This window comes from Vibrio sp. ArtGut-C1 (genome assembly GCF_002105475.1).
In the GTDB taxonomy this organism is placed as follows: domain Bacteria; phylum Pseudomonadota; class Gammaproteobacteria; order Enterobacterales; family Vibrionaceae; genus Vibrio; species Vibrio diabolicus.
On sequence record NZ_NCTH01000001.1, the window covers coordinates 24,958 to 41,774 of the forward strand.

The following is a 16,817-nucleotide window of genomic DNA, read 5'->3' on the forward strand; positions in this document are numbered from 1 at the left end:
ATATCTGAGAAGCGTCAAATTAAAGATGTGATACCATTGCGTCAGTTCAACGTTGGATAGACAAAATGCAGACACAATCTGATTTCCTTTCATCACTTCAACAACAAGCTCACCAATCTTTCCAAAGATTCGGCATCGTCATTCAAGGCGAGTCTTCTTGGCAAGATGCATTGGTGTCAGAGTTCCATAAAACACAGATGTATCAACGTTGGTTTTGTGTCGGCGATTTTGGTTTGGAAAACGCATACAGTGTTTCGCCTAAACAAGGGCACATGTTGTTAGGCAGAGAGTGTGACGTTCTATTGTTTGATGCTCGAAATGGTTTTGACGCAAATAGCTTTACCGCCGCGCTTGGCTCATTGGTTGGCGGTGGTCTTCTTATTATCATTACTGAGTCGCGACAACCTACGAATTTTGCTCAGCAATGGATGCACAAACAATGGGAGAAGCTCGTTGTTATTGAGCAAGACAAACCATTGCCAACGGCTCCAGACATCAAGCAAGCAGAAAAAGAAAGCCACTACACGGAACAAGAACATGCCATTTCTCTAATTGAAAAGGTGGTGACAGGACATCGAAAGCGACCATTAATTTTGACCGCTGATCGTGGGCGTGGAAAAACAAGCGCACTTGGTATTGCGTGTGCGAACTTATTACAGCAGAAGCCACTTAGAATCTTAATCACGGCACCATCTATAAAAGCTGTTGAGCCTGTTTACCAACATGCTTTGCGGTTACTTCCTAATGCGCAGCGTATTAGGAAGGACAGATTAGAATCAGGGCAGGGAGCCATTCAATTCATTGCTCCTGACGAACTTCTATCGAGCCGACCTGAATGTGATTTGTTACTTGTCGATGAAGCGGCTGCAATTCCAGTTCCTATGCTTAAAAGCATTACCGAACATTATCATCGACTCGTTTTTTCTACGACTATTCACGGTTATGAAGGTTGTGGCCGGGGCTTTACGATTAAATTTGTTGATTGGCTTCAGAAACAGCGTTCGGGAATGAAAACATGGCACATGACACAGCCCATCCGCTGGAGCATGAATGATGCGCTCGAATCATGGCTCTATGACGCGTTTTTGTTGGATGCGGAGTTAACGCACCATCAACTTAACCAGGTCGACTCAATTTCCCTTTCTAAAGCCGATAAGGACGATTTGATATCGCAGCCTAGTTTGCTGCGCGAGTGCTTTGCTCTTTTGGTTAATGCTCATTATCAGACCTCGCCGAATGATTTAATTCACCTTTTGCAGGATGACAATAGTCATCTCTATTTTGCTAAACAAGACAATATGGTTGTGGGGGTAATATTAGCGGTCGAAGAGGGTGGGCTTGACGATGAATTGGTTGAAGGAATCCAGCTTGGTAAGCGTCGTCCTAAAGGACACTTAGCCCCAGTTACGATTGCAAACCACCTAGGATTTCCGAATGTCGCGAAGTTATCGATGCAGCGAGTCATGAGAATTGCTGTTCATCCAGCATTGCAAGGAAAAGGCATTGGTCAAAAAATGCTGCAGAAACTTGAGCAAATGGCGGCTAAACACATTGCTTACTTATCCACGAGTTTCGGTGCGACTGAAGAATTGGTCCATTTTTGGCGACAATCGAACTTCCGTACAATTCGCTTAGGATCAATGCGCGATGCTGCTAGCGGTTGTTATTCAGTCTTGATGGTCAAAGCTTGTGATTCCAAACAGACGGCTTGGGTCGATGAATCTCAGGCGCTATTTGAAGAAATGTTGTCTAACAATGTGGCTGACGTCTATCCAAAATTAGAAGCCTCAATTTTTCGAGCTCTATTACCGCAACCTTTGGGAATGAGTCCACTTCATCCCGCTAAGTTATTACTAATTGAATGCTATGCTGATGGTGGTAACAGTTATGAGTCCGTGTCTGCTTGGCTTCAGCAGTGGTTACTTAACTTAGGTTTGAACTCCGCTTCCGACTTGATGATCAGTAAGCTTTTTCTTAACCGTAGTTGGACTGAATGTGCTCAGCAATTTGGGCTACCTGGAAGAAAGCAAGTTGAGCAGCAGCTAAGGGACGAAGTAAAGCACATTTGGAACGATTTACACTGTAAACAATAAGGTGAGATTTACACTGTAAATGAAATTATTAGGAGCTGATTTTACATTGTAAATCCAGCTCCTTTTTATTTCAGTGTGTATTTTGATTGAGCTTTAGGTTAAATCGAAATGCTCTCTTAATATCTGTTTAACCGTTATTGATGGATTACTTTCTTTAGTGACGTGAGCCTTATAATAAGAAATGCGAGGTTTGTTCAGAAAACGGATTTGGGTAGACTGAAAGTGTTGATGGGAAGCAAAGTGGTAAGGGTATGTGGAAGCTGTGTCTTGAGTTATCTGAAGATAAGACCAAGGTGATAGCCCGTCTTCCGGGAGAAGTGGACCTCGGTGGTGAGCTAAATCAAAATGAATTAAACGAGCAGCTCGTCGCAATGAACGCTGAAAAGATGTTTGTTGTTGAGGGGGAAGTCGTGAGATTCATTAACTGCGCCAAAGAACGTAAAGCCGAGGCCTACGAAGGCATCGTCATTGCGGAAAAACGCAACGCGCAAGTTGAGGTTGAATTATCGAATAATGACATGCTCGCCAGTATGAACGTTGTCGGCGCGTACGGAGGCCGAGGTTTACGTGGCCCCGAGATTGTTCAAGCCCTTGCTCAAGCGCGAGTTTCGAAAGGCATCAACAAACTGGCTTTGAAGAAAGTGTTGGTTGTCAGCACTCAGCTCAAACCAGGCGAAACTTTTTCTCAACCTGTAGCGGTTGGTAAGCAACCTATCAAAGGCAAAGACGCTCTTTTTACTCCTCTCGTTAAAGACATCACCAAACGCATCCTCAAACCCAAAGACGGCCAATCTGCTAGCGACAAAATTGATTTACGTAACCTCGGTGAAACTATCGCGGTTGACGTAGGCGATGAGGTGATGCGCCGCACGCCTGCGACCAAAGGTACGCCAGGTTTTACTGTTCAAGGGCGAGTGATTCCTCCACAAGCCGGGAAAGACAGCCCAATGAAGCCAGGCAAGGGCACCGAGATAAGCAAGCACGACCCAAACCTATTGATTGCATCGGTATCCGGTACGCCTCTAATTAAAGACAAAACCATTGAAGTTGATAACGCACTCTGTCTCAATAGCGTTGGCGTGAATACAGGTCACGTGAAATTCAAAGGGAATGTGATTATCGGTGGCAACATTGAATCCGGAATGATTGTTAAAGCGACGGGCTCTATTACTGTAGGCGGCTTCATTGAATCGGCTGACGTACAAGCACAAGACGACATCCAAGTCGGTAAAGGGATCATTGGCCACACCGTGAGTGATGGTCAGCCAAAGAGTTGTCACGTCAAAGCCAAAGGTTCGATTCGTGCCAGCTACGCCCAATATTGTGATTTGCAAGCCGGCGAAGATATTGAGTTGGCGGTGCACAGCATGAATAACGATATTGTTTGTGGGCGCAATCTGACGGTGCTGGATGCGAACGGTAGGAACGGTACGCTCAGCGGCGGGGATGCAAAAGTCGGTGACAAAGTGGTGTGTTTACAATTGGGCGTAGAAGGCGACACCGCCACTAAGGTAGAAGCGTTCGCGCGATATTCTGCATTTAAGGAGCGATTAGCAGAGCTCAAAGATCGATACAAACGTGCTCAAGAAGGAACGATGGATGTGATTCGTAAAGAGCTCGAATTTAAGAAACGTCCTAAAGCCGAACGTACCAACGAAGAACAAGCTCAGATTGATGTGATGAAAACACAAAACAACGAGCAGCTTGAAGCGATAAAGCAAAAGTTAGAACAAACGGAACATGACTTTGAAGTCGCGTTAGAAGAAAATATTGTCGAAGCCAAAGAGCGTGTCTTCACTCGTGTGACGGTGCAGTTTGGCGACGAGCAAGTAACGACAAAGCGTACTCATGGCGGTTGTTCGTTCCGTTTCAATCAATACGAAATTCAAGTCTCGGCGAACTTGGAAGAAGAGGACGTCGCTGCGGTTTAAGCTTTCTTACTTACTGAGCCCACATGTCGAAACAAGATGTGTGGGCTTTTGTTTAACTAAAAATCGACAATGTGCTCTTGATAGTAGTCCGCAAGCGCACCGACTTGGCTGCTACACATTACTTTCATTGCTTGTTTAATTTGTTCTATTGGCCAGTTCCACCATTGGATATTGAGTAGAGTTTCAATCTCTTTATCGCTGAATCGTTGACGTACGACTTGGTTGTTTCCAACCACCACCGAATAAGGTTGGATGTCTTTCGTCACTAGGGCGCGTGCTCCGATGACGGCTCCATCGCCGATGTTTACTCCGGGCATGATCATCGCCTCACTGCCAATCCAAACATCGTTCCCCACCACCGTGTCTCCGGCACGCTCGAAACCGTCTTGTACGCCTTCTCCAAATTCTTCAGGAGAGAGGGGGAAGGTCGAAATCCAGTCAATGCGATGACCTTGATTTCCTGCCATCATGAAGGTGGCTCCAGAAGCGATGGAACAAAACTTGCCAATGATTAATTTGTCGATGCTATCGGGTTCCCTACTTTGCCATTCTTGAAGTGTGACGGGGTCACCCAACAAGTAGCGTACCGCTTGCTCTTCGAAGCTTTTTTGATGATAGAAGCCCTAGTAATAGCTGTAATCGCCAACGATGATATTGGGATTAGTGATGTGATCTTTAATGATTTGACCTTTTAACCACGTGTCGAAAACACTCATAACTCATCCTTTCAAATTTAGGTTGTACAGAGTTTAGAGGCTTTCTATTATTTCCAGTAGTTTGATTTTAGAGATTCAGAATTACTGTATGGAAATAAAATGGCTCAGCTACGTACCACTTTACGTCGCTTTGTGTGAGGAGCGAAGTATTGCTGGCGCGGCAAAGCGCCTGAATTGTTCGAATGCGCATGTAAGTCGGCAACTTAAACAGCTTGAAGAGATATTGTCGGTGCAGCTTATTCAGCGAACTACGCGCCAGTTTAATTTGACCTACGATGGTTTGCGGTTTTATCAGCAGGTAAAGCAACTGCTCGAAGGCGCTGAGCAGATCAATGAGCAAGTCATGGCAAACGAGATCGTATCGGGAAAATTGAGAATAGCGGCGTCTGCTTCTTTCGGAGCCGCGTTACTCAGCCAAACATTGATCGAGTTTCGATTGCAGCATCCACAAGTGAGCGTCGAAGTGATCTTCACAGAGACACCTCTCGACTTGATTGAAGCTGGGTTTGATATCGCATTCTACTTTATCGATACTCCTCCTGAGGGATACGTCGGCCATCAGTTACGCGCTTTACACTGTAAACCGATCGCTCATCGCTCGTATTTAGCTGATAAACCAAATGTAAGTACGCCAGAGGAGCTTGGTGACTTGGAGCACATCCTCTATAAAAGTCGCGACTTGGTGTTAGATAAGTGGACGTTTACGCATAAGCAAACTCAGCAGCAGTGCAGCATTGAGTTAGAAAGTGTGCTGAGTTTTAATCTTGTCCAGTCCATGTTGGATGCTACTTTGGCTGGCTGTGGTGTTGCCATGTTAGATGAATTTGCATTGGCTAAACTCGAACTTGCACAAAAAGAACAACTCGTGAGTTTGCTGCCAGATTGGCAAACGGATGCGATTTTGCCGCTTTATCTGCTTTACCCAAAACGTGAGCACTTACCAAGAAGAACGCGAGCGTTCATTGATCACTTTAGGAACATATATTCTGTCGGCGAATTGCGACAACAAACTTAGCAACAATAGAGGAAGCAAAGGAATGCGAAAATACTGTCACCAGTTTTCCTGGTGCAGGCGTGTTGGTTAAAACAGGTAACGAAGAAAACATATTACGAGGGTGAGCTTCTTCAAATCAGCATTAAAGGCAATAACTACTGATCGGACACAGAAGAAGCTCATGGATCCAGCTAACTTACATTAAGTATCGTGCTTACAGCTCGTAACGCAGACCTAAGTGGTAGTAGCTTTCGTCTGCGTGCGCACCGCCAAACGAGACTTCTTGTCCATTGCTGTAGCCACGCGAGCCGTTACGATCAACGTAGTTTGTGTAGATAGAAGAACGAGGCGTCAGTTTGTATTGCACTTCTAGCGTTGTATCTTTCAGCTCTAGCTCGTCACCCTCACTGTTTTCTAAAGAACGATAACCAGCACGCAGTGCCCATTTGTCATTTACACTGTAAACCGCCGTCAGTTCCATCACTTTGTCGGTACTGGTTTGTGAGTAATAGCCCTCTAGTTCATCTTCCGAGTACAACGCACCCAACATCAAATCACCTAGGTAGTAACGCGTACCTGCGCCCCAGAATGTGTAATCGGTGTCGTTGCTTTCACGTGCATCACCTTTATTTTTCTGCATCGCCACCACTGGTGCCAAGGTACCCAAATTCCCCATATCTAGCGTATAACGCAGTGCAGTGTTGTAACCGTAGTCGAGTTCAGAAGTGTTGTTTCCTAAAATGTACGCGACAGAAAAATCGAAATTACCTAGGCTGTTTTGGTATTGCAGCGTGCCATCTTGACGGAAAACTTGCGTCGCGGTTTTGTCGACTTTATTCGCTTGGCGCGCCATAGAAACATCGGAAGAGGCGAACACATCACCAATGTCGGTAAACATAATCAATCCAGATGCCACGCGACCACCGGTAATGCGACCATAATCTTTCGCATCAATCCCCGCCCATACATAACGTGCGGTCAGAGACGGTTTGTCGTTTACTTGGTTTGCGTATTCAGCGGCACCCACTTGGTATTGCGCTTGGCCGATGATCGACGCGTACTCGTTGATGGTTTGTGAACCGTTTAAACCAATACGGCCATCAAACTCGCCATTTGCATCGCCGTGCTCATCATTTTTACTGGTGACATTGAAACCAAGACGAGAGTAAATATTTAAAACTGACCCATCTTCCGCTTGATACAGCTGCGCTGCCATTGCGTTTGATGCCATCAATGTTGGGATAAGTAGAGTCAAAATGTGCTTTTTCATGATTAACGACCTTTCATTTCTGTTGTTTTAGGTACGACAAAGCCCCTTCCGAGTAACGGAATAAGAAAAATTGTCGTGAAGTAGAGAGAGGGTGCGCCCTTGTTTGCCAAGGGCGCGAGCTAGTCCATTCCTATAGGGGAAGAATGATTTAGCTTAAATCGACGTCTTTGCAGCCAAAGAAGTAAGTCGCGAGGAAGCCGACGATGTAAGAGATAAGCAGGCCAGCAACAAACACCATCATGCCCGGGAAGATGCCATTTTCTGATGTCATGAGAGGAATCGCCACGATACCGGACGGGCCAAACACCGTATTAAGACCAACTGGCAAGCCAAGGTAAGAAACTAAGCCGATAAAGAAGCCGCCCGCAGCACCACCAATACAAGCGGTAACGAATGGTTTTACGCGTGGTAATGTCACGCCGTAAATCAATGGTTCGCCAATACCTAGAAGGCCAGGAATAATAGCGCCTTTAACTTGAGTGCGCAGTAGAGCGTCTTTTTTGGCTTTGAAATACAGCGCCATTGACGCGCCAACCTGACCGCCACCAGCCATCGCTAGGATAGGAAACAGCGAGTTAAAGCCCTGTGCTTCCATCAATGCGAAGTACACTGGAACAAAACCCTGGTGGATGCCAAATACCACAGAAATTAAGAACAAACCTGCCAAGATTGCAGCACCTAATGGGTTATCGTTCAAGTTGAGGAACAACCAAGACATCCCTTTAAACAGCTCGCCGCCGATTGGCATGATGATCAAGAAGGTTACCGCACCCATGATCAACAGAGTGATAACGGACGTTAAGATCATGTCCAGATCATCTGGCATGTATTGACGAACCTTACGCTCGACTTGCGCACCGATGATCGCCGCCAAAAGTACGCCGATAATGTTGCCGCGCGGATCAATCGCAAAGCCGAAAAACTCGTTCATGCCAGAGTAAATGCCGGATGTAGCCTCTGGGTTGTAACCCAGTACAAACAAAGAGGCGAGAATGGCACCATTAACACCAGAGCCGCCAAACGCTTGCTGCGCGTTGTAACCAATCAGAATACTTAGGAAAGCAAATAGACCCTTACCAAAGACTTTCATGTAGGCGATCAAATCCAGCATAAACTGGCTTGGTGTCTGGTCGAGAACAAACATCTGTTCCAATAACGTCGCAAAACCTAGCAACAAACCAGCGGCAATAAAACCAGGGATCAACGGCGTAAAGATGGTAGCAAACTTGCTTAAAAAACGCTGAACCGCACTGGTTTGTTTGCTCTTCATCTGCTTTTTTTGCTCGGCCGCGACGGCAGAAAGATCTTGTTGCGGCATATCTGGTTCTTCACTGTCACTAGAGGTTAAGCTGTCGATCAATTGATTCATCATCTCAGCCGCTTGTTGAGCTTTTCCGGGACCGAGAATGATCTGAAACTGCTCATCGCTTTCCACCACACCCATTACGCCGGGAATTTGCTTGATAACAGACTGGTCAGCCAAGCCATTGTTGGCGAGCGATAAACGCAAACGCGTCATACAGTTACCACATTTGCTTACGTTGCTGCTGCCACCCACTGCGGACAGCAACTGCGATACTGTGTTTGAAGTTATTTTTGCCATAGGGTCTATCCTTCAGAACTCGGATTATTTAGTTATTATTTAGTGCTGCGCGAATAAAACCGTTGTGCGCGGCGAGGCGTGATTTGGCTTGTTCGGCATCCAAATTGGCCAAAATCATTAAGATGGCGGTTTTACAGTGGCGATCGCAGGCATTTAATGCTCGCTCTGCTTCTTCTTTTGAGGCGTCGGTTGCTTCCACAACAATGTTGGTTTGGCGTTGAATGAGCTTGGCGTTGGTGGCCTCTACATCCACCATTAAGTTACCAAACACCTTGCCGCTACGAATCATTGCGCCTGTTGTAAGCATGTTTAACACCAGTTTTTGTGCGGTGCCGGCTTTCATGCGAGAAGATCCAGTGACAACCTCTGCGCCAACTATCGGCAGAATCGCGATGTCGGCCGCTTTTGCCATGGCACATTCTGGATTACAAGCGATAGATGCGGTCGTAGCTCCGATGGATTTAGCGTACTCCAAACCACCTATCACATAAGGTGTGCGGCCACTTGCTGCAATGCCTACAACCACGTCATGCTTGGTGAGGTGAAGCGCCTTTAAGTCGTCTTGACCCATTTTCGCGTTGTCTTCTGCGTTTTCTACCGCTTTCAAAATCGCCTGATGTCCACCAGCAATTAAGCCAATTACCATATCTGGATGCGTTCCGTAGGTAGGAGGACACTCGCTCGCATCAAGAATTCCTAAGCGGCCTGATGTGCCAGCTCCCATGTAAATTAAACGGCCACCATTTGCAAAAGCTTGGGTAATTGCATCAACTGTCTCTGCAATTTGTGGTAGCACCGCTTTTACCGCGAGCGGGACTTTTTGATCCTCTTCATTAATGACTTGCAGCATCTCGATGGTCGAAAGCGTATCAATCTCGGCACTGGCTGGATTACGGCTTTCTGTCACCAATCGGCTTAAATCAATTTTCATGTTTTACACTCTTCGTAATGTTCAATCTGAGGGCGATTCTATGGAATAAAATATTCTGTTTTGGTGATAAAAATCACACTTGAGGTTATTCTTTGTGCAGGCGAAATTTGGAATAATGAGAGAAAATATACGTCCATTACATCCGGTATAAACTGGCTTGGTTAGAATAATCATGGAGTTAAATCAAACTCCAATTATTTTTGTTTTGGAATAATTTATTTAAAATTTTTGAGGTTTTTGTTGTGTCAGTTATCAATAAGATAGTCGCGAGGCGTACTCAGCTTTCGCAAAGTGGTCGTTTGGTCGGCGATTGGATTGTTGAAAACGCAGAAAAGGCGGCGCTGCTCACCAGCCAAGAACTTGCGGCGCAAGTAAAAGTGAGTCAATCGAGCATTGTGAAATTTACTCAGCGTATCGGCTTTAAAGGTTACAGCGAGTTTAAATTAGCTCTGAATGAAGAGATTGGCCGTAAGCATGCGATGCAGTCGACACCGCTGCACAGTGATATTTTGGCTGACGACCCCATTGCGGTTATTTCACAGAAACTGGTGAAAGCGAAAACCGATGCTATGTTTCAAACCACCAATACGCTGTCTTACGAAGCGTGTCACCAAGCGGTGAAATGGTTGAGTGAAGCGCGTCGAGTGCAAGTGGTCGGGATTGGGGGCTCAGCCCTGACCGCGAAGGATTTAAGCTTTAAACTGCTTAAACTTGGTATTACGGCGCTTTCTGAACAAGACAGCCACGTGCAGATTGCTGTTGCCCGCACGCTCTCTCCAGAAGATGTTCAGATCGCAATCTCGTTTTCGGGTGAGCGCAAAGAAATTCTCGTCGCGGCAGAAGCGGCAAAAGAGCAGGGCGCGAAGGTGATTGCGTTATCTGCTCCTGGGAGAAGCCGCTTGCGCGGTATTGCCGATATTACGTTTGATACGATTGCCAATGAAACGGAACATCGCAGCTCATCCATTGCTTCACGCACCGCGCAAAACGTGATCACCGATTTGCTGTTTATCATCTTGGTTCAGCAAAGAGACGACAGTGCCCGTCAGTTGATCAGCGATATCAGTACCGACATCAAACAGATCCTCACATGATCGCTTAACCAACAGCGAACTAAAGATCCGGATCGTGCATCAGTAAAGCAATAAAGGCGGGGAGATGCTTTTCAATGGTGAGATCGGCAGAAATTGCCGGTAACTCCAACGTGATGCAAGGTAAATCACGTTCACTACACCAAGTGCCGAATGAGCCGGGTGTTTCGTAGTCGACATCGTCAACGATTGGCAGTTGGAACTGCTCGCCGAGCCATTTGGCAAGGACGGAATGTTTGGGATCATCCACAAACGCCAGCGGTTCATGAAACGACACAACAAACTTTGGCTTGCGTAGTTCAATCAAGTTAATTAATGCGCCAACTTCTGGCTCTAGCTGGTTTTTAGAGCCTGTTTTCACCTTTACGTCTCGAATGGGTGTGTGAGAGCTCCATCGATACACGGTGCCATGCTCAGTCCAATTTTGGGTTGGAAACGCGCGATTGAGATCCACTTGGTTTGCATTTGCGCGTGTGCCTAGCTGGTTGCCGTCCGGATTCAGTGACAGAATCACATCATGTCGTAAGTTTTTAGCTGGCAAGCTTCTTAGCGCACAGGACAAACCTGTAATCGAGGCTGTCTCATCCCCGTGAGTGCCTGCCAAAATCAAACCTCGCGAAGCACTTTCGACTTGCGCCGGAAAATACAGTAATGGCGCACCAAGCACGGAATGACCGTATGTTGTTGGCCGAATTAAAAATGTCGCTCTTTCCGTTCTTGGAATTAGACTCACCGTAATCTCCTGATTGATGAAGTAGTATCAATATCTAAGCTAATTACACCTAGCTAAACTGAACCGTTTAAACTCGTCAACGGTTGAAATGTTAATTGTGGCACTTGCTTCACAAGACGCGTTAGGAGAACGAAAAACGATATGGATTTTAAAAAACATTCAACGGCGTTGCTGATTTCCTCTTTATTCACCCCTTTTCTTGCTACATCAGTTGCTGCGGAGACCTTACCTAAAGGCATTCAACTTGCCGCAGAACAGCATTTAGTACGTGCGAATGACGCAGAGGCGGCGACGCTTGACCCAGCGAAAGCCGAAGGTCTGCCAGAAATGCATGTGATTCGTGACTTATTTGAAGGTCTTGTGATTCAAGATAGTGACGGAAACATCATTCCCGGTGTGGCAGAATCATGGGAAACCAAGGACAACCAAACCTTTGTTTTTCACTTACGCAAAGACGCAAAATGGTCGAATGGCGAGCCTGTGACGGCGGATGATTTTGTCTATTCACTGCGCCGAGCGGTGGATCCGAAGACCGCGTCTCCAAATGTTTGGTATCTCAAGCTCACCAAGATCAAAAACATCGCCGATGTGGCAGAGGGCAAAAAGCCTCTGGACGATCTCGGTATCGCGGCGGTGGATAAATACACCCTACGTTTTGAGTTGGACAGTCAAGTTCCGTACTTTGTTGCTATGACTGGGCACACGTCCATGATGCCAGTGCATCAAGCCACAGTGAAAAACCGCGAAAAGCCGTGGAGCGATCCAGACCAATTTGTTGGCAATGGTGCATTCACATTGGATAAGTGGGTCGTGAATGAGCGCATTGAACTGGTTAAGAATCCAAGTTACTGGGACAACGCAGATACGCATTTAAACAGAGTGACTTACATTCCGTTTGAAAACCAAAACGCGTCGATCAATCGTTATGCGGCAGGAGAGCTGGATATCACGTCAGATGTGCCGACTCATATGGCGCAGAAGCTTAAACAAGATTATAAGCAGGCTTACACGGTGGTGCCATTACTGTGCACGTATTACTACGCGTTCAATACCACTCGTCCGCCATTTGATGATGCGCGAGTGCGTCAAGCGGTGTCGTACTCCATCATGCGTGATGTGATTACGAATGGTGTCACGCAAGTGGGCAACCTTCCTGCTTATACCTTTGCGCATCAGTACACCGCCGGGTTTGATGCGACGCCGCCTGAATACAGTAAGTGGAGTCAGCAACAACGTGACGAGAAAGCGCGTCAGTTGTTAAAAGAAGCGGGTTACAGCCAAGACAAGCCGCTCGATTTTAAATTGCTGTACAACACCAGTGAGGTAAACAAATCGATCGCGGTTGCGATAGCGTCGATGCTACAAAAAAATCTCGGTGCAAACGTGGAGTTAGAAAACCAAGAGTGGAAGTCGTACTTAGTGGCGCGTAAACAAGGCAATTTCGATGTGATGCGTGCTTCCTGGTGCGGTGATTACAATGAAGCGTCTACTTTCCTGAGCTTACTTCGCTCAGGTTCTTCGGGTAACTTTGCACGTTACAGCAGTGAAGCGTACGACAACGCGATGAACAGTGCATTGGCTGCAACCGATGAGAAAGCGCGCCAAGGATTTTACGACCAAGCTGAACGGTTGCTGGCGACAGATATGCCCATCGCGCCAATCTATTACTACATGCAAGCACGTTTGGTTCGTCCAACCGTGGGTGGCTTTGCAAAGAATAACGTAGAAGGGCGCATCTACTCGAAAGATCTCTACATCAAGAAGTAGCGCTCAAAACAAGCGATAAACAGAAGCCCCGAAGATGTGTCTTACGGGGCTTCTGTTTATTGTTAGCGAGCGGAGAGCTTGTCCACTAGCATTGCGACTCGTTTGCCAAGATACTCCGCCGTTGCAACATCAGAAGCATGCAACTGACCACCTTCACCACCTTGTGCAACAATACCACCTTGTACACCATAACGATTCAGGTTTTGCTCCCCAGAATTGCTGATCTTATCCAACCCGACCCACATCATGCCGTGTTGGTTAGCGAGCGTTTGTAGATATTGTAATGTGCAAGATTGGTCGCCATTCATTGCCCCACCACTGGTAAAGCCAGCCGCGATTTTGCTCGCCCATTTTTGGTAATACCAAGATTCACTGCTTGCATCTGCAAATGCTTTAAACTGCGCTGCTACACCGCCCATATAGGTCGGTGAGCCAAAGATAATCGCATCACACTCAGCAAGTTCATCCATTAGTTTAGGGTTCACAAAACGTCCCTCAATAATCTCACTGCCTTCAATTCGGTGAGAGAGGATTTCACATTCATCTTGCTGCTTAATGCCTTGTTGTTCAACACCTGCGGCAATCGCGCGAGCAAGCTGACCAGTAACGTCGGTTTTAGAGAAATAAATAATCGCAATTTTGGACACAATGGTTCCTTTTTTCATTGTTGATTTTTAATCGTGCGACTAAGGCTAAAACCTCAAGCTAAGTTGAGGTCAAGAAGAGATTTGAGATAGATAAAGTACGAATTGGTATCTAAAGAGCTTTCTTATAGGGTAAGTCGACGGCATAACTACAGTGAATGCAACGACGATGAATGTCGTGTATAAAAGCGTTAAAGGAAGATCTTAAAGATGTAGAAAACTCTCTTGGAAACAATGATAAAGGTACCGATGCTAGTGATGATTAATAGGCGGAAAAATAGATTAAAATATGTAAACTCAGACCTGATCCAAGGCGGGAAAAGTACATTTCATCGTTTCTTAAGGCGAGGGATTATTATCATTATGGTAGGAGGCCTTTCTACAGCCTCTTCCACGGTATTTGCACACTTTATAGCGGGGGTGTTTGATGTGGATATGAATGTTCATCCAGAGAGCTTAGAAGAAAAAGTGCATGCACTACTTTTTGTTTCGGTCAGTCTTGTTTTTTACCTCTTTTCTGCCCTTATCTCGCTAAATATTAGTGGGTGGCTCATAATGAAGCTAAAAATATAAGCTTAACTAAAACCATGTCCTTGTATTTTAAGGAAGATGGAACTAGTGACGATTTTTTCTTTGCTTGCACCATCTCTATTTTTTGTATTTATTTAAGGTTCGTAAAGAAGAAGCTTACTTTGGTTAAAGTGGCGCTTTTGGTTTCGGCGATGTGTCATGTGTTTATCATGAAAGAATACAGCGGTGACCTTTCAGTTTATACGTTTTGTCTCTTCACTGTTGTTCTCCATTAACTTTGGGTTATTTCTTTCTGCGAGTATAAATACGAGATTTTGCTTTACTTGGCTCTGGCTTGCTTTTCGCCAGCTTTAGCACTGCTTTTTGTAAAATCTGGTTGTTTGGGTAAGTGATCAGCATTCAATCTCTAATTTGACTGATGGCGTTGGTACAATAAAAACAATAGGAGAATATAATGAATAGAATAGTAAGACTTTTGAAAATAGGTAGTCTCTTTACGTTTTTCTCCCTATTTTTAGCTTGGCTATTTTGTACAACACCTGATACTAGTACATTTAAGACTGTAAACTTGAGCTTGGATGAGGTGCTTTGTGCTGATTCTAGGGGATGGGGAAATGGGACAAAAGTTGCGATAATTAAAGATAAAAAAAGCAATCTACTATATTATGCAGATAGCCTGTCACCGCAGATGTGCAGATGGTTACAAACACAACTTTTAAGTACAACAACACTAACTGCTTCCGGTGCCTATGATGCTAGTTATGATCAGGGAAAAAATATTGAGTTACAACAGATATATTTAGGAAAAGAAATGATCTATCAAGATCAGTATATAACCGAAGCAGGATTTTGTAAGTATATCCCTCTATTAACATGTATATAAATTAACGTATTACGGAAGTATTGGTGCTAGCTCTTGTTGCATAAAGGATAGAGCTCAATGATGTAGCGCTGACATGTCGTGTATTAAAGTGTTAAAGGTATACTTAAAAAGGATGAGTAGATGATCGTTTTATCGAGGGGCGTATCACTGTTTCTACTATTGATGTTGGTAGTTATGCTGCACACTGAGCTTTCTATTAGCGGCGATTATTCGACTATTTATGTTTTTATCCCTTTTGCATTGGTCTATTCATTGCCTTTGCTTACCAATTCGGTTCTGCTCAAATTTAAAGCGATTATTGTAATGGCTTTTCTGGTCTCTGTGGTGCAGTGCGCAGGTATTTGGCTACAGTTTCCTGTTATGAGGGGCGCGGTCATCGGTTACTTTTTATTAATTACCATACCAATATTTTTGACTCTTTATTAGAGGGTGAAAGTGGAATAAAAAAGCCTATGTAGAAAACTCTCTTGGAAACGATGATAAAGGTACCGATACTAGTGATGAGTAATAGGCGGAACTAGTGACGATTTTTTCTTTGCTTGCACCATCTCTATTTTTTGTATTTATTTAAGGTTCGTAAAGAAGAAGCTTACTTTGGTTAAAGTGGCGCTTTTGGTTTCGGCGATGTGTCATGTTTTTATCATGAAAGAATACAGTGGTGACCTTTCAGCTTATACGTTTTGTCTCTTCACTGTTTTTCGCCATTAACTTTGGGTTATTTGTGACCACCAGTTGATACTAAAAAGCCGATGTAGATACATCGGCTTTTTAGTGGGTTATTTCTTTCTGCGAGTATAAATCCGAGACTTTGCTTTACTTGGCTCTGGCTTGTTTTTCGCCAGCTTTAGTACCGCTTTTTGCAAAATCTGGTTGTTTGGGTAAGTGATCAAGTTACCGTTATCGTGCTTAATTAACACGTGAAACATACTGATTTCTTGAATCTCGCCGCTGATGTCTTCGTCTTTGTCTACGACTTTAATGCGATCGCCCACTCGGTATGGGAAGACAAAAAAGATCAAAAAGCTGGCAGTGATGTTGCTCAGAATTGACCACTGCGCAATAAACGCCACACCCAATACGGCGAAAATGGACGATAGGAACAATGACACATCGCCATAGCCAATCCCGGTGATAATGGCAAAAACAGACGCGGTTAAAAATAAAAGCACGACGTTAAAACAACGCTGAATAAAACTCAGGCGGGCCTTTTTTACACCTTTTGAGGTCGCTAAGTTTAAAATGGCTCGATTGACGATTCTCTTCAGAATGCGATAAGCAATCAGGACAATAATGCCCATTAAGACTTTGTACCCGAGAGAGCCAGCGGTGAAATACTGGCTCACTTGATCTAGATGGATCCAATCATTCATTTCTTCAACTCGACGATATTAAGAAAACCGCTGTTATAGCTGATTTTCTGATGTAAGTAATCACAAATTTTTCTCTCCATTTTCGTCTCTCTACCTAGGAATTTAGCCCTAGAGCCTACGGAGAGTTGTAGAGTTTTATCAATAGTGTGCAGAGCTTTACTTCTGTTTGCGCTCACCGCATATATTCAACCAAAGTTGATGCGGTTTTAAAGTGTTTAATATTTGAGCTGTATCTCATATCCGGTATTGTATGAGGATAG

Annotated in this window: 14 protein-coding genes and 2 pseudogenes; 8 read left to right on the plus strand and 8 right to left on the minus strand. The window is 44.9% G+C overall.

Translation table 11 applies throughout. From position 1 onward, the window contains the following. The first annotated feature begins 65 nt into the window (after positions 1 to 65). Together B7360_RS00120 and B7360_RS00125 are read left to right on the plus strand one after the other, a co-directional pair. Positions 66 to 2,093, plus strand: coding sequence for a tRNA(Met) cytidine acetyltransferase TmcA (locus tag B7360_RS00120; RefSeq protein ID WP_085342439.1), 2,028 nt, complete (start codon positions 66 to 68; stop codon positions 2,091 to 2,093). 251 nt (positions 2,094 to 2,344) lie between these two features. Then, positions 2,345 to 4,024 (plus strand): DUF342 domain-containing protein, encoded by a 1,680-nt coding sequence (locus B7360_RS00125; protein WP_085342440.1) that lies wholly within the window; start codon positions 2,345 to 2,347, stop codon positions 4,022 to 4,024. 56 nt (positions 4,025 to 4,080) lie between these two features. Here the strand turns inward: B7360_RS00125 and catC are convergent. Continuing rightward, a pseudogene (gene catC / locus B7360_RS00130) lies at positions 4,081 to 4,740 on the minus strand (type C chloramphenicol O-acetyltransferase). 88 nt (positions 4,741 to 4,828) lie between these two features. Between catC and B7360_RS00135 the strand changes: the two are divergent. Continuing rightward, positions 4,829 to 5,755 carry a LysR family transcriptional regulator gene (locus B7360_RS00135; protein ID WP_085342441.1) on the plus strand — a complete coding sequence of 309 codons (927 nt, stop codon included), beginning with the start codon at positions 4,829 to 4,831 and terminating at the stop codon, positions 5,753 to 5,755. A gap of 193 nt (positions 5,756 to 5,948) precedes the next feature. On the opposite strand, the gene B7360_RS00140 is transcribed toward B7360_RS00135, so the two are convergent. From B7360_RS00140 to murQ, 3 genes are all read right to left on the minus strand, one after another. Further along, positions 5,949 to 7,004 carry a porin gene (locus B7360_RS00140; RefSeq protein ID WP_074190281.1) on the minus strand — a complete coding sequence of 352 codons (1,056 nt, stop codon included), beginning with the start codon at positions 7,002 to 7,004 and terminating at the stop codon, positions 5,949 to 5,951. A gap of 148 nt (positions 7,005 to 7,152) precedes the next feature. Next, positions 7,153 to 8,607: a PTS N-acetylmuramic acid transporter subunit IIBC gene (gene murP, locus B7360_RS00145; protein ID WP_025551980.1), complete on the minus strand. Its 1,455-nt coding sequence runs from the start codon at positions 8,605 to 8,607 to the stop codon at positions 7,153 to 7,155. Positions 8,608 to 8,635: 28 nt separating this feature from the next. Next, the gene (gene murQ / locus B7360_RS00150) at positions 8,636 to 9,538 is read right to left on the minus strand and encodes an N-acetylmuramic acid 6-phosphate etherase (protein WP_085342442.1); all 903 of its coding nucleotides are present in this window, start codon (positions 9,536 to 9,538) and stop codon (positions 8,636 to 8,638) included. A 242-nt stretch (positions 9,539 to 9,780) separates the two neighbouring features. Here murQ and B7360_RS00155 point away from each other — a divergent pair, with 242 nt between their 5' ends. Then, on the plus strand, positions 9,781 to 10,632 hold the full coding sequence (locus B7360_RS00155) for a MurR/RpiR family transcriptional regulator (protein ID WP_033907250.1): 852 nt from the start codon (positions 9,781 to 9,783) through the stop codon (positions 10,630 to 10,632). Positions 10,633 to 10,651: 19 nt separating this feature from the next. Here the strand turns inward: B7360_RS00155 and mpaA are convergent, their stop codons facing one another. Continuing rightward, a complete protein-coding gene (mpaA, locus tag B7360_RS00160) occupies positions 10,652 to 11,362 on the minus strand; it encodes a murein tripeptide amidase MpaA (protein WP_085342443.1) in 711 nt (236 codons plus the stop codon). A 141-nt stretch (positions 11,363 to 11,503) separates the two neighbouring features. Between mpaA and B7360_RS00165 the strand changes: the two genes are divergently transcribed. Beyond that, positions 11,504 to 13,129, plus strand: coding sequence for an ABC transporter substrate-binding protein (locus tag B7360_RS00165; protein ID WP_085342444.1), 1,626 nt, complete (start codon positions 11,504 to 11,506; stop codon positions 13,127 to 13,129). A gap of 62 nt (positions 13,130 to 13,191) precedes the next feature. Here B7360_RS00165 and B7360_RS00170 read toward each other — a convergent pair whose 3' ends face one another. After that, complete coding sequence (locus tag B7360_RS00170; RefSeq protein ID WP_085342445.1) at positions 13,192 to 13,776, minus strand: flavodoxin family protein; 585 nt, start codon at positions 13,774 to 13,776, stop codon at positions 13,192 to 13,194. Between the two features lie 231 nt (positions 13,777 to 14,007). Between B7360_RS00170 and B7360_RS00175 the strand changes: the two genes are divergently transcribed. Further along, entirely contained in the window at positions 14,008 to 14,346 is a 339-nt protein-coding gene (locus B7360_RS00175; protein ID WP_085342446.1) for a hypothetical protein, read from the plus strand. A gap of 240 nt (positions 14,347 to 14,586) precedes the next feature. Here the strand turns inward: B7360_RS00175 and B7360_RS25165 are convergent. Beyond that, a pseudogene (locus tag B7360_RS25165) lies at positions 14,587 to 14,700 on the minus strand (mechanosensitive ion channel family protein); the annotation flags it as partial. A gap of 58 nt (positions 14,701 to 14,758) precedes the next feature. Here B7360_RS25165 and B7360_RS00185 point away from each other — a divergent pair. Beyond that, complete coding sequence (locus B7360_RS00185) at positions 14,759 to 15,187, plus strand: hypothetical protein (protein WP_085342447.1); 429 nt, start codon at positions 14,759 to 14,761, stop codon at positions 15,185 to 15,187. A gap of 120 nt (positions 15,188 to 15,307) precedes the next feature. Next, positions 15,308 to 15,613 carry a hypothetical protein gene (locus B7360_RS00190; protein WP_029832907.1) on the plus strand — a complete coding sequence of 102 codons (306 nt, stop codon included), beginning with the start codon at positions 15,308 to 15,310 and terminating at the stop codon, positions 15,611 to 15,613. 350 nt (positions 15,614 to 15,963) lie between these two features. Here the strand turns inward: B7360_RS00190 and B7360_RS00195 are convergent, their stop codons facing one another. After that, entirely contained in the window at positions 15,964 to 16,557 is a 594-nt protein-coding gene (locus B7360_RS00195) for a mechanosensitive ion channel family protein (RefSeq protein ID WP_012842403.1), read from the minus strand. Positions 16,558 to 16,817 lie beyond the last annotated feature (260 nt).